This is a genomic window from Nocardiopsis quinghaiensis, from assembly GCF_008638365.1.
Classification (GTDB): Bacteria; Actinomycetota; Actinomycetes; order Streptosporangiales; family Streptosporangiaceae; genus Nocardiopsis; species Nocardiopsis quinghaiensis.
On sequence record NZ_VWVU01000008.1, the window covers coordinates 1 to 19,982 of the forward strand.

The 19,982-nt window shown below is 72.3% G+C and carries 13 protein-coding genes, 2 pseudogenes and 1 riboswitch; of the genes and pseudogenes, 10 read left to right on the forward strand and 5 right to left on the reverse strand.

Translation table 11 applies throughout. The annotated features are described in order from the left end of the window. Window positions 1-105, forward strand: a pseudogene (locus FYX01_RS27360) (IS982 family transposase); the annotation flags it as partial. A 94-nt stretch (window positions 106-199) separates the two neighbouring features. Here the strand turns inward: FYX01_RS27360 and FYX01_RS16510 are convergent. Then, entirely contained in the window at window positions 200-673 is a 474-nt protein-coding gene (locus FYX01_RS16510; protein WP_150242347.1) for an Lrp/AsnC family transcriptional regulator, read from the reverse strand. 204 nt (window positions 674-877) lie between these two features. Between FYX01_RS16510 and FYX01_RS16515 the strand changes: the two genes are divergently transcribed. The 3 genes from FYX01_RS16515 to FYX01_RS16525 all read left to right on the forward strand — a co-directional run bounded on the left by FYX01_RS16515 (window position 878) and on the right by FYX01_RS16525 (window position 4,573). Continuing rightward, window positions 878-1,801 (forward strand): tryptophan 2,3-dioxygenase, encoded by a 924-nt coding sequence (locus tag FYX01_RS16515; RefSeq protein ID WP_150242349.1) that lies wholly within the window; start codon window positions 878-880, stop codon window positions 1,799-1,801. A 109-nt stretch (window positions 1,802-1,910) separates the two neighbouring features. Continuing rightward, on the forward strand, window positions 1,911-3,149 hold the full coding sequence (gene kynU / locus FYX01_RS16520; RefSeq protein WP_150242350.1) for a kynureninase: 1,239 nt from the start codon (window positions 1,911-1,913) through the stop codon (window positions 3,147-3,149). 509 nt (window positions 3,150-3,658) lie between these two features. Continuing rightward, window positions 3,659-4,573 carry a hypothetical protein gene (locus FYX01_RS16525; protein WP_150242352.1) on the forward strand — a complete coding sequence of 305 codons (915 nt, stop codon included), beginning with the start codon at window positions 3,659-3,661 and terminating at the stop codon, window positions 4,571-4,573. Here FYX01_RS16525 and FYX01_RS16530 read toward each other — a convergent pair. After that, the gene (locus FYX01_RS16530; RefSeq protein ID WP_150242354.1) at window positions 4,519-5,700 is read right to left on the reverse strand and encodes a thiamine pyrophosphate-dependent enzyme; all 1,182 of its coding nucleotides are present in this window, start codon (window positions 5,698-5,700) and stop codon (window positions 4,519-4,521) included. The genes FYX01_RS16525 and FYX01_RS16530 overlap by 55 nt on opposite strands. A 134-nt stretch (window positions 5,701-5,834) precedes the next feature. Between FYX01_RS16530 and FYX01_RS16535 the strand changes: the two genes are divergently transcribed. From FYX01_RS16535 to FYX01_RS16555, 5 genes and pseudogenes are all read left to right on the forward strand, one after another. Continuing rightward, a complete protein-coding gene (locus tag FYX01_RS16535) occupies window positions 5,835-6,272 on the forward strand; it encodes an Lrp/AsnC family transcriptional regulator (RefSeq protein ID WP_150242356.1) in 438 nt (145 codons plus the stop codon). Window positions 6,273-6,360: 88 nt separating this feature from the next. After that, a pseudogene (locus FYX01_RS16540) lies at window positions 6,361-7,146 on the forward strand (PhzF family phenazine biosynthesis protein); the annotation flags it as partial. A gap of 822 nt (window positions 7,147-7,968) precedes the next feature. Beyond that, a complete protein-coding gene (locus tag FYX01_RS16545; RefSeq protein ID WP_150242358.1) occupies window positions 7,969-9,720 on the forward strand; it encodes an ABC-ATPase domain-containing protein in 1,752 nt (583 codons plus the stop codon). A 369-nt stretch (window positions 9,721-10,089) separates the two neighbouring features. After that, window positions 10,090-11,016: a proteasome assembly chaperone family protein gene (locus tag FYX01_RS16550; protein WP_150242360.1), complete on the forward strand. Its 927-nt coding sequence runs from the start codon at window positions 10,090-10,092 to the stop codon at window positions 11,014-11,016. Then, window positions 11,013-12,152 carry a quinone-dependent dihydroorotate dehydrogenase gene (locus FYX01_RS16555; RefSeq protein ID WP_150242362.1) on the forward strand — a complete coding sequence of 380 codons (1,140 nt, stop codon included), beginning with the start codon at window positions 11,013-11,015 and terminating at the stop codon, window positions 12,150-12,152. The genes FYX01_RS16550 and FYX01_RS16555 overlap by 4 nt, the downstream gene beginning before the upstream one ends. A gap of 88 nt (window positions 12,153-12,240) precedes the next feature. Here the strand turns inward: FYX01_RS16555 and FYX01_RS16560 are convergent, their stop codons facing one another. Continuing rightward, window positions 12,241-13,785 (reverse strand): polysaccharide deacetylase family protein, encoded by a 1,545-nt coding sequence (locus FYX01_RS16560; protein WP_150242364.1) that lies wholly within the window; start codon window positions 13,783-13,785, stop codon window positions 12,241-12,243. 122 nt (window positions 13,786-13,907) lie between these two features. Continuing rightward, on the reverse strand, window positions 13,908-15,431 hold the full coding sequence (locus FYX01_RS16565; RefSeq protein WP_150242366.1) for a polysaccharide deacetylase family protein: 1,524 nt from the start codon (window positions 15,429-15,431) through the stop codon (window positions 13,908-13,910). A gap of 265 nt (window positions 15,432-15,696) precedes the next feature. Beyond that, window positions 15,697-15,856: riboswitch (cobalamin riboswitch) on the forward strand. Between the two features lie 162 nt (window positions 15,857-16,018). Between FYX01_RS16565 and metE the strand changes: the two genes are divergently transcribed. Next, a complete protein-coding gene (metE, locus tag FYX01_RS16570) occupies window positions 16,019-18,328 on the forward strand; it encodes a 5-methyltetrahydropteroyltriglutamate--homocysteine S-methyltransferase (RefSeq protein ID WP_150242368.1) in 2,310 nt (769 codons plus the stop codon). A gap of 405 nt (window positions 18,329-18,733) precedes the next feature. Here the strand turns inward: metE and FYX01_RS16575 are convergent, their stop codons facing one another. Then, window positions 18,734-19,882: a DUF3558 domain-containing protein gene (locus FYX01_RS16575; protein WP_150242370.1), complete on the reverse strand. Its 1,149-nt coding sequence runs from the start codon at window positions 19,880-19,882 to the stop codon at window positions 18,734-18,736. Window positions 19,883-19,982: the final 100 nt, after the last annotated feature.

Below are 19,982 nucleotides of genomic sequence, written 5' to 3' on the forward strand. Positions count from 1 at the left end.
ATCACGCGGGTGCTCCAGCGGATCCTGGCGCTGACCGCCGCGATCTGGCACAACGATCGCACCGGCCAGCCGGTCCTACGCTCTTTGACGGCCTACGACCACTGACCCCTTGGAATCACTCATCTAGGCGAGCCGGTGGACGCGCGTTCCCCCGCACGTCGGGCGACGGCCCCGGACCCGGCCGGAGGCGGACGTCCGGTCAGGGACGCCCCGACACGGGCGCGGTCACGGCGCGCCAGGGCACCGGGCTGGACATGACCATGGTGCTGGAGGGACGGCCGTGTTCGGCGAGTCTGTCGATGACCTCCTCGAAGTGCTCCATGGAGCGGACCGCGATGAGCAGTACGCAGCAGTCGTCCCCGGTCACCCGGTGGACCTGGAGGATCTCCGGAAGTTCCAGCGAGGAGCGTTCGCGCAGCAGGCAGTGCGCGCCGAAGCACTCCATGCGCACCAGCGCGGTCACCGGCAGTCCGGCTGCGGCCGGGTCCACGTGCGCGTGGTAGCCGGTGATCACCCCGCGGTCGGTGAGGCGGCGTACGCGGTCGGCCACGGCGGGCGCCGACAGGTTCACCCGGCGGGACAGCTCGTTGTAGGACAGCCGTCCGTCCTGTTGGAGCTCGGAGAGGATGCGCTGGTCAACACCGTCCAACGGGGTCGCCAAACGTGAGGCCATGCTTTGTGCTCCCAAGGTCGAGGGACGCTATCCCTTACGAATGCTAAACCAATGCCCGGAATGCGTGCCCAGTGGCCATTCCTTTCGAGGGCGCTGTTGTCCGATGATGTGACCTCACGCGTACGGTGCCGTGCGCGGGAGGGGATCCCTCCCGGCGGCGCCGTGACCGCGCGACCGTCCACGCGAGTCCGACAAGGGGTTTCCATGCTCTCCACCACCGCCCAGCAGTGCCCGTACGCCGAGGGGGCCGACGCGGCCGATGCGGCCGACGCGGCCCGGGCGCGGCGGGACGGAGCCGGGCAGGACGAGACCGGGCAGGACGGGCCGACCCTGTCCTTCGACCGGAACACCCCCTATGTCGACTACACCGGTATCGACACCCTGCTGGGCCTGCAGAGGCCGCGCACCGACGAGCCCGCCGAGTCCTCGTTCATCATCGCCACCCAGGTCATGGAGCTGCTGTTCGCCCTGGTGCAGGAACGCTGGGAGGCAGCCCGCGACGCGCTGGAGGCCGACGACGTGCCCGGTGCCCTGGCCTGGCTGCGCCGCGCGTGCAACGCCCAGGACGTGCTCAAGGACTCCTGGGGCCTGCTCGCCGACATGACGCCCACCGAGTTCAACCGGTTCCGGGACTCCTTCGGCGAGGCCTCGGGCTTCCAGTCCTATGGCTACCGCAAGCTGGAGTTCCTGCTCGGCAACAAGTCCGCCGCCATGATCCGCCCGCACAAGGCCATGAGCGGTGTCGTCGACCAGCTCACGGCCCTGCTGGAGCGTCCCAGCCTCTACGACGCCGCGCTGCGCCTGCTGCACCGCCGCGGCCTGCCGGTTCCCGACGACCGGGCCGAGCGCGACTGGACCCGGCCCTACGAGCCCAGTGCCGCGGTCGAGAAGGCCTGGGAGGCCGTCTACTCCGACGACCGGCCCGGGAACGACCTGTTCCTGCTGGCCGAGGCGTTGCTCGACGTCGCCGAGCGGGTGACCGGGTGGCGGCACCGCCATCTCGTCGCCGTCAAGCGCACGATGGGCGGCAAGACCGGCAGCGGCGGCTCCAACGGCCTGACCTGGCTGGCCCGCAACGCCGAGCAGGACGTCTTCCCCGAACTGTGGTCCCTCCGCAGCACCATCTGACCCGTTCGCCCGCCCTTTCCGTTCTCCCTCTCCGGGCCGTGGTTCCTCCTCGGCGCCGCCTGCCCGCTCCCGTGTCCCCGTCCGTACCGCTCTGAGGAAGCAGGACCCCATGATCCCCACCACCCGTGAGGACTGCGCCGCGCTCGACGAGGCCGACCCCCTCGCCGCCTTCCGGGAGGAGTTCGTCCTCCCGGAGGGTGTGATCTACCTGGACGGCAACTCGCTGGGCGCGTTGCCGCGCTCCACCCCCGGCCGGGTCGCCGACATGATCGAACGCGAGTGGGGGCGCGACCTCGTCCGCAGCTGGAACGACGCCGGGTGGTGGGACAAGCCGCGCACTCTGGGCGCCAAGATCGCACCGCTGGTCGGAGCCGGCCCCGACGAGGTGGTCGTCGGCGACGGCGCCTCGGCGAACCTGTTCAAGACCCTGGTCGCGGCGCTGCGCATGTCCGACCGCTCGGTCGTACTGGGTGAGGAGGGCAACTTCCCCACCGACCTGTACGTCACCGAGGGCGCGGCCGCACTCGCGGGCGCCACCCAGCGGCGCGTGGACCCCGACGGCCCCGGACTGGCCGGGGCGCTGGCCGCGGGGGACGTCGCGGTCCTGCTGCTCAGCCACGTGGACTACCGCAGCGGCATCCTGCGCGACATGCCGGGCATCACCCGCCTGGCCCACGAGCACGGCGCCCTGGTGATCTGGGACCTGTGCCACAGCGTGGGCGCGGTCCCCGTCGACCTGTCCGGCAGCGGCGCGGACTTCGCGGTGGGGTGCACCTACAAGTACCTCAACGCCGGCCCGGGCGCCCCGGCGTTCCTGTACGCCGCCCGGCGCCACCACGCCGTGGCCGACCAGCCGCTCAGCGGTTGGCACGGGCACGCACGCCCGTTCGACTTCAGTGCCGGCTACGAGCCCGCGCAGGGCGTGTCGCGGTTCCTGAGCGGTTCGCAGCCGCTGGTGGCCGACGCCGCGCTGGAGGCGAGCCTGGACGTGTGGGCCCGGGCGGACCTGGACCGGGTGCGCGCCAAGAGCCTGGCGATGACCGACCTGTTCCTGGACCGCGCGGCCAAGGCGGGGATCTCCTCGATCACGCCGTCGGAGCACGGGCGGCGCGGCAGCCAGGTCGCCCTGGTGCAGCCGGAGGAGGGCTCGGGGTACCCGATCGTGCGGGCACTCATCGAGCGCGGTGTGATCGGCGACTTCCGGGCCCCCGACGTCATGCGGTTCGGGTTCACGCCGCTGTACCTGCGCTACGTGGACGTGTGGGACGCCGCGGCGGCCCTGCTGGAGGTCGTGGAGACCGGTGAGTGGCGCCAGGAGCGCTTCGCCCTGCGCGCCCAGGTGACCTGACACCGGACGGCCGCCGGGGCCGGCCGGACATCGGCGTATGGCGAGGGCCACGCGCGGACCCGCCCGCCGTCTTCGGGCGGGTCCGTAAATCCCTCCTGACAAGGGATTCTCCGCTTTTTCGACCCCTTCTACGTCCCTGTTCGTAACGTATTGCGGCAGACACGCAAAGTCATTTTACCCGCAAGGTCGCACACTTTACCCAAAGGGTGGGTTAGGGTCCTCGTGATCGGTTCGTTATTACCTCTTGACGAACCGTTGCCGAGCCCTTGACCGGCTGTGCGCCGCAAGGGAGTCGAGACCTCTTCTCGGGACCAGGGCCGCACGAATCCACGTGCCTGTGCCAGCGGAGACACCTCCCGTTCCCGCCCGTCCTCGCCGCCAGCGACGCGGGAGAACCCTGCCATGACACGTCCCCCCGCCCCCGCGGGGGGCGCATCCAGCGTGCCCGCGTGGTGGACGCGTCGTGTCCGCGGTCTTCTCGGCCCTGTCGTCTACCCGGTCTTCACCTCATGAGCAACGAAACCCCGATTCAGTACGGCGGAGTCACCGCGACCTATTTCTGGGACGACGGTTCCGGTATCCAAGGAGACACGGGAGCCCCCGCAAGTGGGGAACCCATGCAGAAGGGCCTGTTCTCCAGTCCCAGTTGGCCGCTCGGCACCGAGGGCTACATCGTCTACGAGGGCAAGAAGGCCGAGTTCTTCATCGGCGACCGCGGTCCGGGCGCCCCCTCCCAGAACTGTGACGTGCTGCTCGACCTGGACGGCAAGACCTTCGCCGAGATCACCGGTGAGACCTGGGACGACTCCAGCTACACCGTCAGTGGCGGCAACGGCCACCTCGAGGTGGAGTACTACATCACCGAGTGGGGTGACGGAAACGGCACCGAGGGCGCCCCGCACCCCTTCCAGCAGCCCGGGAACACGTGCGAGGACGCGGTCTCCCCGATCCCTGAGGAGGCCCTGCCCCAGGAGGAGCAGAAGGCCGACGGGGAAGAGGAGCAGGAGTCCGCCGAGGAGCCCGAGGAGAAGCCCTCGGAGGAGGAAGAGGCTCCCGGGAAGGCCACCGACGACGGCTCCGGGCAGGAGGCCGCCAAGCGGGAGCGGTCCGAGGAGGGCGCCGCCACCGAAGGTGACGGCGGGGACGGCGGTGTGACCGCGGAGACCGCCGCCAACGACCTCTCCGGCTTCCAGCTCATGGGTTCGGACGGCGCCGTGGGCGGTACCGGGCTGCTGGCCATGGCCGTCGTCCCGGTCCTGCTGATCGCCCTGTTCCTCGTCTGGACCCGCCGCCCGTCCGGCGCGCACGCCGGTGCGAACGGCGGGGGCAGGGGCAGGGGCAGGGGTTTGACGGCCCAGAGCAGCGGCCGTCACAGCCTGGGCTCGCGCCGCAGCTCCGCGGTCGACAGGCTGCGCGGCGGATGACCGCGGACGGGCGGCCGGGGAGCCGTTCCCGGGGACCCCGCGGAACGGACGCGGGGCCGCGGCGACACCACGCGGACGCGTTCGGTCGGGGGTGTGGACGGGCCGGCGGTCGCCGTTGACCGCGCCGCCCCGTCCTCCCCGGCCATGCGCTCGCGCACGAGGGCGGCGACCCTCTCGGCGTCGGCGCCGAAGGCGGCCAGGGCCCGGTCCGCCTCCCCGTCGTTCCCGAGCGCGCCCTCCGCGCGCAGCAGGGCCTCCGTGCGCAGCAGCGGGTCGCGCTCGGTCCAGTAGGCGACCTCGGCGCCGTCCCGGTAGGCGCCGGAGCCGGTGTGCGGGTCCAGCCGGCAGGTGACCGCCTCGACGATGGCGGGCCCGCCTCCGGACCGCGCCTCGGCCAGCGCCCGGGAGACCACGGCGTACACCGCGGCCGCGTCGTTGCCGTCCACGTGGTAGCCCTTCACCCCGTAGCCGCTCGCCCCGGGATCCAGGGCAGGTGCGGCGGGCCGGTGCGGGGACACGCTGGTCGCCCAGTGGTCGTTCTGCACGAGGAAGACCACGGGGGCGTTCCACACGGCGGCGAAGTCGTAGGCCTCGCGGGCGTCGCCCCCGCTGGTGGCGCCGTCGCCCATCAGCGCGAGGGCGGCCACGTCGCGGCCCTCGCGGCGCGCGGCGTAGGTCAGTCCCACCGCCTGGGAGGCGTTCGTGGCCAGCGGGGTGCACTGCGGCGCGCAACGGTGGCGGCGGGGGTCGTACCCGGCGTGCCAGTCGCCGCGGAACAGGGTCAGGGTCTGCGCCGGGTCGACCCCGCGGGTGATGAGGGCGACGCTGTCGCGGTAGCTGGGAAAGAGCCAGTCCTGTTCCGACAGGGCCAGCACACCGCCGACCTGCGCGGCCTCCTGCCCCGTCGAGGACGGGTACACGGCGAGGCTGCCCCGGCGGGCGAGTGTGCCGGCCTGCTGGTTGAAGCGGCGTCCGATGACCATCGCGCGGTGGAGGTCGGCGAGCCGGGCGGGACCGGGAGCGGTGAACAACGGGTGTCCCACACGCCGGCCGTGCCGGTCCACGAGGCGTACGGGCTCCGTCGAGGGGAGTGGAGGAGCCTGAGATCGCCCATCGGTGTGCTTCATGTCTTGAATATGAGGTGAATAACCCCATATTGTCGATATCTCCACTCCGATGCTGGACGAACTGCCCAGTAGTGCGGCCCGGCGACCCGGATGTTCTCATTCGATCATCGCGCGAGCGGTATGAGGTAAGACACATGGCCGTACAGTTGGACGACACCGACCGTCGCATCATCTCCCTGCTCCGCGGCGACGGACGCATGTCCATCCGCGCGGTCGCCGAACAGGCGCACATCTCCCGCGCCAACGCCTACTCCCGACTCGAGCGCCTGCGCGGCGAGGGCGTCATCCGCGGGTTCACCGCCGTCATCGACCCCGAGAAGTACGGCACCGCCCTGTCCGCCTACGTGTCCGTGCGCATCGAACAGCACTCCTGGGAGCGTTTCCGCGGCTATCTGCGCGACATCCCCGAGGTCGACCACGCCGCCCTGGTCTCGGGGGACGTCGACCTGCTCCTGCTGGTCCGCGTGACCGACGCCGCGGCCCTGCGCACCTTCGTCCTCGAACGCCTCCAGCGCCTCCCCGAGGTGAAGAGCACGCAGACCATGTTCATCCTCGACGAGCCCCCCCTTTAGGAGGGGACCTCCGGGCGCCGCGGGAAAGGATCCACCGAGCCGCCGACTGGACCTTGGTGCGTCTTCGGGGCACTTCTAGTCTGGCCCCATGCCTGAGTACCGCGTGGTCGACGCCTTCACCGACCGGCCCCTGGCCGGGAACCCCGCCGCAGTCCTGGTCCTGGACGGGGACTACCCCGACAGCTGGGCGCAGGGGGTGGCCGCCGAGTTCAACCTGTCCGAGACCGCCTTCGTCCGCCCCGTGGACGAGGAGGGGGCCGACTACGAGCTGCGCTGGTTCACGCCCACCGTCGAGATCGACCTGTGCGGGCACGCGACCCTGGCCACCGCCCACACCCTCGCCGAGCGCGGCGTCCCCGGCCCCTACCGCTTCACCACCCGCAGCGGAGTCCTCACCGTGACCGAGCGCGACGGCCGGCTGTGGATGGACTTTCCCGCCAAACCCCCGAAGCGGGCCGAGGCGCCCGGGGGGCTGGCCCGGGCCCTCGGAGCCGAACCCCTGTGGGTGGGCCTGGGCGGGGAGGAGGACCTGCTGGTCGAGCTCGCCGACGAGGACACCGTGCGGGGCCTGGCCCCCGACACCGCCGCGCTCGCCCGGATGCCGTACCACCTGGTGATCGTCACCGCGCGGGCCGACGACGGGCCCGACTTCGTCTCCCGGGTCTTCGCACCCAACATCGGCGTATCCGAGGATCCGGTCACCGGCAGGGCGCACACCGTGCTCACCCCGTTCTGGGCCGAGCGCCTGGGCCGGAGCGCGCTGACCGCGCACCAGGCCTCCGCGCGCGGCGGCGACCTTCTCCTGGAGGACCGGGGCGAGCGCGTGCTGATCGGCGGCGAGGCGGTGTCCGTGGCCACGGGGACCCTGCACCTCCAGGTGGGGCGCGACCAGCCGGAGGAGCCCTCCGTGGAGCGGTGGACCACCAAGGAGGAGATCGCCGCCGTCCGCGAGCGCCTGGAGGCGGAGCACCCGGGCTGGAGGAGGCCCGCCGCCTACGGGGTCGGTCTCGTACGCGGTGGGGAGACCGTGTTCGCGCTGACCAACAAGGGCGGCAACTACCTGCCCGCGGTGGTCCTGGCCCGGGTGGCCGGCCACCGGCGCGGCACCGCCAGCCGTCCCGTCTCCACCGGCCAGTTGGAGGCGGCCGTGGCGGAGCTGGCCCCGGCCGAGGCGTGCACGGAGTTCGAGCACCCCAACCTGTACCACTGGCGGGAACTGCTCGGCAGGGTCGCCGACGGAGGAGGGGAGCTCGTCGCGGTGTTCGTCGACGACCTGGCCGACGAGCCCGTGGACGATCACGACCGGGCCCTGCGCGTCGCCCTGGAGGGATGAAGGGGCACGCGACCCGGAGGGCCGACCGGGTACGACGGCCGCCGGGAAGGTCCCGTTGACCGTCGAAAGCGCACCTGGGCCGACGAAATCCGGGTTTCCCCCGCGCACGGCCCCGACTTCCGGTAGAACTGAACCGAGGCACCTCCCCACCCCTCCCGGGGAGGTGCCCGCCGCACTCCCCGGCGCACCCCCTTGGTGCCGGAGGGGTCTGTGGCACACCCCCCGAGAGATCGGCCCCGGCGCCCCCCGGGGCCGATCTCGTCCCCGGACCCCTTTCCGGGCTGTCCACAGGCTCTCTGCGAGGAAACCGCGAAACGCCTAACCTGGCCGGAGCAGCGGATAGCGACACCCAGGGGGACAGCCATGACGGGACGGTACGGGGGCGGCCAGGGGCGCCGGCACGGCGGCGGTGGAGGCCGCGGCGGCGGGCGCGGGCCCGAGCCCGAGCCCATCGGCGGCGTCCGCGACGAAGCCAGGCTCTCCAGCGAGCTGCTGCGCATGGACGGGGCCTCATACGGGCGTTACAAGTCCCTCAAGGGGGACTGGGACTTCGGCGACTTCACCCTGACCGTGGAACGGGTCCAGGCCGACCCGTTCGCACCGCCCTCGCGCGTGCGGGTGCTCGTCCCGGACACCGGTATCCCCAAGAGCGCCTGGGGCGACCCGGTGCGCCGCCGCGCCACCGCCGACTACCTGGGGCGGCGAGCCCGCAGGCTGTTGCGGGGATCGCTGCTCAAGATCGACACCGGCGGCCAGGAGGTCATCGAGCGCTCCTCCTGTCAGCTCACCGACGGCGGTATCGACCTGCGCATCGGCATCGACCTGCCCGGGCACGGCCGCCGCATCGACGGCCGCACCGCCGAGCGCGAGCTGTGCCGGACCCTGCCCGACCTGGTCGACGACCTGGACTGGGAGGAGATCGACGTAGAGGAGGCCGTCGCCTTCGCCGACACCGTCGCCGACACGGTCGCCCTGCGCGCCCGGCTGGCGGAGAGGAACCTGGTCGCCTTCGTCGCCGAGGGAGCCGTCCTGCCCCGGCGCAGCGGCGTCAGCGACGAGCCCATGACCCGGGGCGCCGTGCCCTTCGACCCACCCGAGAGCCTGAGGGTGAGCGTCGACCTGCCGCACCGGGGCACCGTGAGCGGCATGGGAGTCCCCGAGGGCATCACCCTCATCGTCGGGGGCGGCTTCCACGGCAAGTCCACGCTGCTGCACGCCCTGGAGCGCGGTGTCTACGACCACGTGCCCGGTGACGGGCGCGAACTTGTGGTGACCAGGGACGACGCCGTCAAGATCCGCGCGGAGGAGGGACGCCGGGTCGAGCGCGTGGACGTCAGCCCCTTCGTGCGCAACCTGCCCACCGGCGCGGACACGAGCGACTTCCGCACCGAGAACGCCTCCGGATCCACCTCGCAGGCCGCCAACATCTGTGAGGCCGTGGAGGCGGGGTCGCACACGCTGCTGGTGGACGAGGACTCCACCGCCACCAACCTGATGATCCGGGACGAGCGCATGCAGGCCCTCGTCCACGGCGACCGCGAGCCCCTGATCCCCTTCATCGACCTCGTCCGGCCCCTGTACCGCGAGCACGGGGTCTCCACGGTCCTGGTCATGGGCGGTAGCGGCGACTACTTCGACGTCGCCGACCAGGTCATCATGCTCGACGCCTACCACCCGCACGACGTCACCGAGCGGGCACGGGAGCTGGCCCACGAGCGCGTCGACGCCGGCTTCGCCCTGCCCCGAGCCCGGGTGGTCGAACCCGCCTCCGTGGACGACACCACCGCGCGCGGCCGGGGCAGGATCAAGCGCCGCGACACGGACGTGCTGGTGTTCGGCGAGAACGACATCGACGTGCGCGCGATCGAGCAGTTCGCCGACCCCGGTCAGATCACCGGAGCCGGTCTCGCCCTTCGCGCACTCGTCGGCGGCCGTCACCTGGACGGCACCCGCACCCTCGCCGAGGCGCTCGACTCCCTGGACGAGGCCCTGGACAGAGGGGGCGTCACGCTGCTCGGCTCCGACTTCGGCGGCGACTACGTCCTGCCGCGCCGGTACGAGGTCGCCGCCGTCCTCAACCGGCTGCGCGCCCTGCGGGTGGCCGGGCAGCGCTGACGGGGAAGGGGTGCCCCGCCGCGTGGTGGGGCACCGGTCCGGTGTGGGGATGCTCCCGCGCTTCAGCTCCGGGGGGACCGGCTCCCACCGGTCCGGTGTGGGGATGCTCTCGCGCTTCAGCTCCGGGGGGACCGGCTCCCATCGGTCCGGTGTGGGGATGCTCTCGCGCTTCAGCTCCGGGGGGACCGGCTCCCACCGGTCCGGTGTGGGGATGCTCCCGCGCTTCAGCTCCGGGGGAACCGGATCGGTATTGTGGAAAAGCAGGGCACAACACCCCAGGCGGCACCAAGCCGGACCTGCCCGGCCGTGTCCCGACCGCCGGGTGAACGCGGGCCCTGTGACCCCGACCCTTTTGGAGACGAGAACCCGGTGCGTGATTCCGCAGACCTGTACGAACTCCACCCTGGCTTCGACGACGTCGCCGGGCTGGCGATGCTTGTCTGTCTGGACGGCTTCGTGGACGCCGGACACACCGGACGCCAGATGGTCACGTCGCTGTTCGATCGACTCACCGCGGAGGAGATCGCGACCTTCGACACCGACCGCCTCGTGGACTACCGGTCGCGCCGTCCGATGATGACCTTCGTCGAGAACACCTGGACCGCCTACGACACGCCCAAACTGGCTCTGTACCGGATGCACGACGAGGAGGACGCCCCCTTCCTGGTCCTGCACGGCCCGGAACCGGACCGTGAGTGGGAGGCCTTCGCCGCCGCCGTCGGCCGGCTCGTCGACCACTTCTCCGTCACGCTGTCCATCAGCACCCACGGCATCCCCATGGCGGTCCCGCACACCCGGCCGATCACGGTCACCCCGCACTCCACCCGCCCCGAGCTGGTCGAGGGACACACCCCGTGGATCGGCCGTGTCGAGGTGCCCGGCAGCGCCACCTCGATGCTGGAGTACCGGCTGGGCGAGGGAGGCCACGACTTCGTCGGCTACGCCGTCCACGTGCCCAGCTACCTGGCCCAGTCCCAGTACCCGCGCGCGGCCATCGCCGCCACCGAGTACGTGGCCGGGGCCACGGGTCTGGTCCTGCCCACCAGCGAGCTGGAGGAGACCGCCCGGACGACCGACGTCGACATCGCCGAACAGGTCGCGGCCTCCGAGGAGGTCCAGCGCGTCGTGGCCAACCTGGAGCGCCAGTACGACGACATCATGTCCGCGCGGACCGACCCCGAGGAACGTCCCACGCTGCCGCTGGCCGACGACGAGGCCAAACTGCCCACCGCCGAGGAACTCGGCGCGGAACTCGAACGCTACCTCGCAGAGCGCGAGGGCGACGGAAACGGATGACCGTGTTCTACCAGATTGTCTTCCGCTCGGTCCTGCGCCGCATGGACGCGGAGAAGGTCCACAAGCTCAGCTTCGCCGCGTTGCGCGGTGTGGCCGCCCTTCCCGGCGTCGCCGCCGCGATGGGCAGGGTCCTCGGGCCGCGTGAGCCGGAGCTGACCGTGCACGCCCTGGGCCGGGAGTTCCCCGGCCCGCTGGGGCTCGCGGCTGGCTTCGACAAGAACGCTGAGAGCCCCTCCGGCCTGGCCGCGCTCGGCTTCGGCTTCGTGGAGATCGGCACCGTCACCGCCCAACCCCAGCCGGGCAACCCCAAGCCGCGCCTGTTCCGGCTGGTGGGGGACCGTGCGATCGTCAACCGGATGGGCTTCAACAACGAGGGCTCGGCCCTGGTCGCCGAGCGCCTCCACCACCAGCTCGGCGGACGCCGTCCGGTACTGGGCGTCAACATCGGCAAGACCAAGGTGACCCCCGAGGCGGAGGCCCCCGCCGACTACGCCGTCAGCGCCCGGAGCCTGGCCCGCTACGCCGACTACCTGGTGGTCAACGTCAGCTCGCCGAACACGCCGGGGCTGCGCGACCTCCAGGGTGTGGAGCGGCTGCGCCCGCTCCTGGCCGCAGTGCGCGGGGCCCTCACCGAGGCCGGTCACCCGGATCTGCCCCTTCTGGTCAAGATCGCCCCCGACCTCGCCGACGAGGACATCGACGCCGTCGCCGACCTCGCCCTCGCCGAGGGGCTCGACGGCATCATCGCCACCAACACCACGATCTCCCGCGAGGGCCTCACCGCCTCCGCCGACCAGGTGGAGGCCGCCGGTGCGGGTGGCCTGTCCGGCGCCCCGCTCAAGCGGCGCTCCCTGGAGGTGCTGCGCCGCCTGCGCGCCCGCGTGGGCGACCGCGTCACCCTGGTCGCCGTCGGCGGTGTCGAGACCCCCCAGGACGCCTGGGCCCGCATCCGCGCCGGAGCCACACTCGTGCAGGGCTACACCGGTTTCGTCTACGGCGGCCCCTTCTGGCCCCGCCGCATCCACCGGGGCCTCGCCCGGCTGGTCCGCTCCGCCGGTTACCGCTCCATCGGCGAGGCCGTCGGCGCTGACGTTCCCGCACCGTCGGGTACCGGGAAACAGCCGGACTCCGTGTGAGGGGGAGCCCGCGCCCTCCTCCGTGCGGGTCGGCGGCGCCGGACCCGCCGGCTCCGGGGAGCGGGGGCAGGCGTTCACCCCGCGGCTGTCAGACCAGGCCCCCGGGCGGGTAGCTCTCGCCCACCTCCGGGCCGCCGTAGACCTGGCTGACGGTCGCGAACGCGTACCCCTGCCCACGTAGCCGCTCGATGATCTCCGGGGCCGCCGCCAGGGTCGGTGACAGGGTGTCGTGCAGCAGCACCACCGCGCCGGGCTCGGCCTGTCCCACCACGCTCTCCACGATCTCGTCGCGGTTCGTGTCGGTCCAGTCCTCGCTGTCCTGGCTCCACAGGATCTCGGCCATGCCCTGCCTGCCGATCTCCCCCAGCACCTCCGGCGAGCTGTCCCCGAACGGCGGCCGGAACAGCTCCACGGTGTGCCCCGTCTGGCGGCGTACCATCGCGCTCACCGCGGCCACCTGGCCGGTCAGCTCCTCGTCGGCGAAGTGCTTCGGCATGTGTTCGTGCAGGTCGTTGTGGCTGCCGATCTCGTGCCCCTCGGCGTAGGTGCGCCGCAGCACACCGGGCCGGGTCAGGGCCGGGTCGCCGTTCAGGAAGAACGACGCCGTCACGTCCTCCTCCGCCAGCAGGTCCAACAGGTGCGGTGTCGTCTCGGCCGGGCCGTCGTCGAAGGTCAGTGCGATGCACTTGTCCTTCGCGCAGTCCACGTCCGGGTCACCGGCCGAGACCACCCCCGGTGCCACCGGCGGAGAGCCCGGGCCGGTGGACGGAGGGGCCTCCACGGCCAGCACGGGCTCCTCGACCAGCGAGGCCCTCCGCGCCCGCTCACCCAGGTCGGACAGCAGCGGGAGGGCCTGCTCCGAGGGCACGACCGCGACCATCCGGCCCGGTTCCGACGTCGGCGGATGGCCCTCCACGACCGGGGACAGGTGCCCGTCGTCGAACTCCACGACCAGGTCCCCGTCGGTGTTGAACCCCATCGAGTCGTACGTGCGCATCACCGGGTGCAGGCCCTCCACGTCCACGTCCTCCTCGTGGGCGAACACCCCGCGGACGATTCCGTTGAGCTTCTCCAGCGCCGCGCCGTCGGCCAGCAGTTCCGTCGCGTACGCGGTGTGGCCGGTGGCCGTGTCGTACCAGTACGTCCCGTATCCCTGGCGCAGCCCGTGGTAGTCCTCCTCGGTCCGCACCAGGCGAACGCCCAGCACGCCGTGTCCCGCGGCGACCACCTCCCACCCGATGTCCAGGCTCACCGGGTTCCGGCTGGCGCCGCGGAAGTCCCGCACCTCCTGGTCCACCCGAGCCGCCAGCCCCTGGGAGAAGGACCCGGCCCCCGTGAACCGCGGGTAGGCGACGTTGATCTCCAGGCCCTCCGGCCGGTACGGGTGCTCTCCGAAGTCGTCCGCGTCACCGCGCCACTCGGTGACCTCCTCACCCGCCTCGTCCAGCAGGACCGTGATCAGCTCCGGATCCCCGACCCCGGAGGCGGCCTCCTGGACGTCGCAGGCCGCCAGCGGCAGGACCAGCGCCGCCAGCACGGCCGCGGGCCACCGTGGCCTGCGCTCCCGCGGTCCGCGCCCCCCGCCCACCGGACACCGGACGGCCTCACTCGGACGAACTCGGGTCGACGACAACACCGGACTCCCTCATCCTCGTGCGGATGCCAACGTGGCTGATGGGAGCAACATAGAGGACGTCGTGCCCGGTCCCGTGGAGGTGACCGCATGTGGTCACCTCCACGTGTCTGGGCGTTCTCCTACACGTCCTCCTCGGAGACGTCGGGGACCCTGTCGACGTAGACCTCGCCGGGGGTCGTGGTCCCGAGCAGCTGGGACACGGTGACCATGGTGTACCCGCGCGCGTCCAGCTCCCCGACGACCGTGTGGGTGGCGTCGATGGTGGTGCCGTGGATGTCGTGCATGAGGATGATCGCTCCGTCGGAGGCGCCCTTCAGCACCCGGTCGCGCACCACCGAGGCGTCCCGGTCCTTCCAGTCGAGGGTGTCCACGCTCCACAGGATCTGGGCCAGGCCCAGATCGGCGGTCACCGACGCCACGCCGTCGTCGGTGGAGCCGTACGGCGGACGCATCAGGTCCATGGTGTATCCCGTCTCGCGGTACACCAGCGCCTGCACGGTGTTCAGGTCCGAGCGCACCCGTCCCGTTCCCAGGCCGGCCAGGTCGGGGTGGTTCAGGGTGTGGTTGGCCAGCTCGTGCCCCTCGGCGTAGGCGCGCCGCACCGTGTGCGGGTGCTCCATGACCGGGTGTCCGGTGAGGAAGAACGTGGCCCGCGCGTCGTACTCGGCCAGGACGTCCAGTAGTTCGGAGGTGCGTCCGCCCGGGCCGTCGTCGAAGGTCAGCGCCACGCACTTGGTGCCGGGGTCGGAGCAGTCGACGCCGTCGTCGACCGGGTACAGCTCCCCGACCCCGGGGCCGTCGCCACCGCCGTTCCCGGCTGTCTGGGCCGGGGCGCTGACCTCGAAGTCCTCGACACCCACGGTCGCGGCGTCGCGCACGCGCGCGCCCAGTTCGGACAGCAGCGCCCCGGCCTCCTCGGCGTCGACCACCGCGTACGTGCGGCCCTCCGACACGGGTGCGACCTGTCCGGCGTCGAACTCCACGACCAGGTCACCGCCGGGGTTGAACCCCATCGAGTCGTACAGGGAGCTGATCGGGTGGATGACGTCGGGATCGGCGGAGCCGCCGTCCCCGTTCCCCACCGCCTCGCGCACCAGGGTGTTGAGCCTCTCCAACTCCTCCTGCCCGGCGACCAGGGCGGTGGAGGGATGGTGTTCGGCGGTGGCGGTGTCGTACCAGTAGGTGGTGTACCCCTCCTTGGGCCCCTCGGAGTCGGTCTCGACCCGTGTCATCCTGACCCCCACCAGGCCGCCGCCCGCCGCGGTCAGGTTCCACTCCGCCTCGAAGGAGACCGCGCCGGGGCTCGCGGCCTCGAAGGCGTGCGCCTCGTCGTTGAGCTCGCGCTCCAGGAAGTCGGCCAGTGGCTCGGCGTTGGGGATGACCGGGTAGGCCACCGAGGCGGGGATCCCGCCGTCGTAGGCCAGTTCGGCCTCCTCAACGCCCACCACGTCCGCCGCGTCCACCACGGTCAGCCCGTCGGGCTCGCCCTCGGCCGGGGGCGGTGCCTCCTCCTCGGCGGAGGACACCGATGTTCCGTCCGTGGACGGGTCGGCTTCACCGGAGGGCCGGATCGCCAGTAACACCATCCCCGCCAGGACCAGGAGCGCCACCAGAATCGTGATGAGGGGATGGTTAGGAGCCATGGTCGGATGGGACTGCTTGTTCACCAGGGGATCTCCACGTTCATCGTCAGACGAACGTCCGCGGGGAGCGACAGGGGGAGGCTCGCCCGCGCAACGCTTCACACCGGGTGTGACGCCGGTCGTGCGCCAGGAGTTCACGGACACAGGGGTGGAGTGCGCGCCGGATACAGGGGCGAACGACGCTCCCTATACTTGCAGCCGTGGAAGGTACACGTGCCACCCCGCGATCCGGGCGGTACCCGGTGGGGGAGGGGCGTGTCGCAAGAGGGAACCCGGTGCGACTCCGGGACTGCCCCGCAGCGGTATGGGGGAACGAGCGTCGCCACAAGCACTGGTGACCCGGCTGGAAGGGCCGGAGACCGGGAAGCGGCGGCCAGTAGGAGGAGCGGTGTCCGCACCGCCCGCGCCCCCGAGTCCGAAGACCTGCCTCCACCCGGCGGCGCGCACGTGCCGTCGGTGGTCCCGTGCCCCGAGGGAGGGCCGAGGGCGGTGGCGGGTGCGCGCGCTCACGGGCGCGTTCATCGGTGTGCCCGCTCCTCGCTCCGTCTCGCGGCCGGTACCCGGCTTTCGACGAGGGAGAGAAGCTCATGACCGAGACACCCAGGACTCCGGAGGCCGCCGCCTCCCCGGACGCGCCCCGACCCCTGGTGCGCTCCACCGTGCACGGCTACCCGCGCATCGGCCCCGACCGGGAGCTCAAGCGCGCCAGCGAGTCCTACTGGAGGGGTGAGACCAGCGCCCAGGAGTTGGACGCGGTCGCGGCCGACCTGCGCCGGGGCGTCTACGCCCGGCTGCGTGAGGCCGGCGTGGACGACATCCCGTCCAACACCTTCTCCTACTACGACCACGTCCTGGACACCGCGGTCCTGTTCGACCTCGTCCCCTCCCGCTTCGCTCCGCCCGCCGCCGCGGACCACCGGGACGAGGAGCTGCGCCGCTACTTCGCCCTCGCCCGCGGCGAGCAGGGGGCCCCGCCGCTGGAGATGACCAAGTGGTTCGACACCAACTACCACTACCTGGTCCCCGAGCTCTCACCGAGCACCCGCCCCCGCCTGGTCGGCGACAAGCCCGTCGCCGAGTTCCGTGAGGCCGCCGAGGCGGGGTTCCACACCCGTCCGGTCCTGGTCGGCCCGCTCACCTTCCTGATGCTGGCCAAGGCCGCCGACGACGCTCCCGGGGGATGGGAGCCCATCGGCCTGCTCGACCAGCTCCTGGACGCCTACGCCCGACTCCTCGGCGACCTGCGGGCCGCTGGCGCCACCGAGGTCCAACTGGACGAGCCGATCCTGGCCACCGACGAGGGCCGCGCCGCCGTCGACCGCCTGGAGCGCGTCTACCAGCGCCTGGGTTCCCTCTCCGACCGTCCCGCACTGCTGGTCTCCGCCTACTTCGGCTCCATCGGCGCGCCCGCCCTGCGCGTCCTCAAGGACTCCCCGGTCGAGGCCGTGGGCCTGGACCTGGTCACCGACGACGAGGGTGTGGACGACCTGGCGAAGGTCTCCGGTCTGGGCGCCACCCGCCTGGTCGCGGGCGTGGTGGAGGGCCGCAACGTCTGGCGCACCGACGTCCCGGCCGCCGTGGCCACGCTCGGTACGCTGCTCGCCCTCACCGACGAGCTGTCCGTGAGCACCTCCTGCTCCCTGCTGCACGTGCCCCTGGACCTGGACGCCGAGACCTCCCTGGCCCCCGAGCTGCGCGGAGCCCTGGCCTTCGCCGCGCAGAAGGCGGGAGAGGTGGCCCTGCTCGGCCGCGTGCTCTCCGAGGGGGCCGAGGCCGAGTACGCCGGAGAGGACGGCGTCCGTCCCCCGGCCTTCACCGACGCCCGCGTGCGCGCACGCCTCGACGCACTGGGACCGGAGGCCTACGAGCGGCCCCAGGACCGCGGCAGGCCCACGGAGACCCCGCTCACCACGACCACGATCGGATCGTTCCCGCAGACCCCGGAGCTGCGCCGGGCCCGCGCCGCGCACCGGCGGGGAGAGCTGGCCGAGGACGCCTACAAGCGGATCCTGCGCGCGGAGATCGACCGGGTCATCGCGCTCCAGGAGGAGATCGGCCTGGACGTGCTCGTGCACGGTGAGCCCGAGCGCAACGACATGGTGCAGTACTTCGCCGAGCAGCTGGAGGGCTACGCCACCACCTCCCACGGTTGGGTGCAGTCCTACGGTTCGCGGTGCGTGCGCCCGCCGATCCTGTTCGGCGACGTCTCGCGTCCCGAGCCGATGACGGTCGAGTGGACCACCTACGCCCAGTCGCGCACCGACAAGCCGGTCAAGGGCATGCTGACCGGCCCGGTGACCATGCTCGCCTGGTCGTTCGTGCGCACGGACCAGCCGTTGGGCGAGACCGCCCGCCAGGTGGGCCTCGCGCTGCGCGACGAGGTCGCCGACCTGGAGCGCGCCGGGATCCGCCACATCCAGGTGGACGAGGCGGCCCTGCGCGAGCTGCTGCCGCTGCGCGGGGAGCGGCGCGGGGAGTACCTGGACTGGGCGGTGAACTCCTTCCGCCTGGCCACCTCCGGGGTGTCGCCGTCCACGACCATCCACACGCACATGTGCTACTCGGAGTTCGGGCTGATCGTCGACGGGATCGAGGCCCTGGACGCCGACGTCACCAGTGTGGAGGCGGCCCGGTCGCGCATGGAGCTGGTACGTGACCTCGGCAGCCGCGGCTACAAGCGCGGGATCGGCCCGGGCGTGTACGACATCCACTCGCCGAGGGTGCCCTCGGCGGAGGAGGTCGAGGGTGCGCTGCGGCTGGCGGTCGCGCACATCGACGCCGGGAACCTGTGGGTCAACCCGGACTGCGGTCTCAAGACGCGCGGCTACGCCGAGGTCGAGCGGGCCCTGCGCAACATGGTGGAGGCGGCACGCCGGGTACGCGCCGATCTGCCCTAGTAGTACTTCGTCAGGTTGCTGCGTTCGCGCCGCGGGTGCGAACCAGGGGGTCCCCTTCGCGCTGATCTTGCTCCTGGCGTCACCGCGGAGCGCCGACAGTGCCCTCGGGGGCAAGATCACCGAGGTCCGGAGCTCTCTCCCCCCGCACCGGCGACGTTTCCGGTCAGCCACTGGGCCGGGCCGTACCCGGCCGGGGAGGGCGCCACGGGAGAGGGGGGCGCGGCGGCCCCCCCCGCCCCCCCCCCCCCGCCCCCCCCCCCCCCGCCCCGGCCCCCCACCCCCCCCGCCCGGGGGGCGGCCCCCCCGGGGGGGGGGGGGGCCGGGGGGGGGGGGGGGGGGGGGGGGGGGGGGGCCCGGGCCCCCCCCCCCCCCCCCCTCTCCCATGCCATGCCGTCCAGGGACCGGTCAGGTACCGACCACGGCCAGTGCGTCGGCGCCGGCGTTGAGCATGATCTCCTCGACGTTGTCGGGCATGACCAGGTCCTCCGAGGAGTCCTCCTCGCCGAAGGGCGGGTGCAGCTGGTACTCGATCCGGACGTTGAGGTTGGCGGTACGGATCATCAGCACGGCCTGGGGGACCTTGTCGCCCAGGAAGTCGTACTTCGTGAGGACGTAGTGGGCCTCGTCACCGAGGTCCACGTCCTTGCTCTCCTCCACGTCCTCGGCCTTGTAGTAGTCGATGTAGGGGTCCTCGCCGGTGGACTCCTGGACGTTGGCCTTGTAGTCGTTCTCGGCGGCCTCGACGGAGTCGGACGCGGAGTAGGGGGTCTCGTAGACGATCTCGAAGGCCGCGTAGCCCTCGGCCGGGTTGCCCTCGGGGAGCGAGGCCTCCAGGGTGTCGCAGTAGGAGTTCTCGTCCCGGACGGACTTGTTGCCGCCGTCCTGGATCAGGAAGTCGGAGATCACCTGGTCGGTGAAGGCGTCGCAGGGCTCGGCCGGCACGGCGTAGGGAGGCTCGCCCGCGGGGGCCGCGCCGGCGCCGGGCTCGGGCTCGGGCTCATCCCCGCCCTCACCGCCGCCGGCGGTGGTCTCCTCGGCGCTCTGGGAGGGACCGGGGTCGGGCTCCGGGGCGACCTGGTCGTTGCCGCCGCCGTTGGTGACGAGCATGACCACGACCGCGATCACCAGGACGATGATCACGGCGCCACCGCCGATCACGACCCACAGGCCGGCCTTGCCGCCGCCCGAGGGCTGCGGCGGCTGTGGGGGATAGCCGGGGCCGCCAGGGCCCATGGGGCCGCCGGGACCGACGGGGCCGCCGGGGTAGGGCGGCTGGCCGCCCGCGTACATCTGCTGTTCCGGAGAACCGGGGAAGCCCGCGGGAGCACCGTAGCCGGGCTGCCCGCCGGTGTTGGGAGCACCGTAGCCGGGCTGTCCACCGGTGTTGGGAGCACCGTAGCCGGGCTGTCCACCGGTGTTGGGAGCACCGTAGCCGGGCTGTCCACCGGTGTTGGGGTCGCCGTAGGGCTGGCCGAAGGGCGGCTGGCCCCCACTGTTGTCCCCGCCACCGTAAGGATTCTGCGGCGGCTGGTTGTAAGGTCCGTTTTCGCTCATGGCTCCCCTCGCCCGTGTGTGCTGACCGTGTTGTCTGGGACGCGTGTGCGCGCCGGTGGGTTCTCACGACTTCCCGCGCGGCCCTGCCGTGGGCGAAAGC

What these genes read in the sequence shown, in the direction of transcription:
- FYX01_RS16510 (WP_150242347.1), bottom strand. Translation starts at nt 673, where the DNA reads ATGGCCTCACGTTTGGCGACCCCGTTGGACGGTGTTGACCAGCGCATC.
- FYX01_RS16565 (WP_150242366.1), bottom strand. Translation starts at nt 15,431, where the DNA reads ATGGCTCCTAACCATCCCCTCATCACGATTCTGGTGGCGCTCCTGGTC.
- FYX01_RS16575 (WP_150242370.1), bottom strand. Translation starts at nt 19,882, where the DNA reads ATGAGCGAAAACGGACCTTACAACCAGCCGCCGCAGAATCCTTACGGT.
- FYX01_RS16535 (WP_150242356.1), top strand. Translation starts at nt 5,835, where the DNA reads ATGGCCGTACAGTTGGACGACACCGACCGTCGCATCATCTCCCTGCTC.
- FYX01_RS16555 (WP_150242362.1), top strand. Translation starts at nt 11,013, where the DNA reads ATGACCGTGTTCTACCAGATTGTCTTCCGCTCGGTCCTGCGCCGCATG.
- FYX01_RS16545 (WP_150242358.1), top strand. Translation starts at nt 7,969, where the DNA reads ATGACGGGACGGTACGGGGGCGGCCAGGGGCGCCGGCACGGCGGCGGT.
- FYX01_RS16525 (WP_150242352.1), top strand. Translation starts at nt 3,659, where the DNA reads ATGAGCAACGAAACCCCGATTCAGTACGGCGGAGTCACCGCGACCTAT.
- metE (WP_150242368.1), top strand. Translation starts at nt 16,019, where the DNA reads ATGACCGAGACACCCAGGACTCCGGAGGCCGCCGCCTCCCCGGACGCG.
- kynU (WP_150242350.1), top strand. Translation starts at nt 1,911, where the DNA reads ATGATCCCCACCACCCGTGAGGACTGCGCCGCGCTCGACGAGGCCGAC.
- FYX01_RS16530 (WP_150242354.1), bottom strand. Translation starts at nt 5,700, where the DNA reads ATGAAGCACACCGATGGGCGATCTCAGGCTCCTCCACTCCCCTCGACG.
- FYX01_RS16515 (WP_150242349.1), top strand. Translation starts at nt 878, where the DNA reads ATGCTCTCCACCACCGCCCAGCAGTGCCCGTACGCCGAGGGGGCCGAC.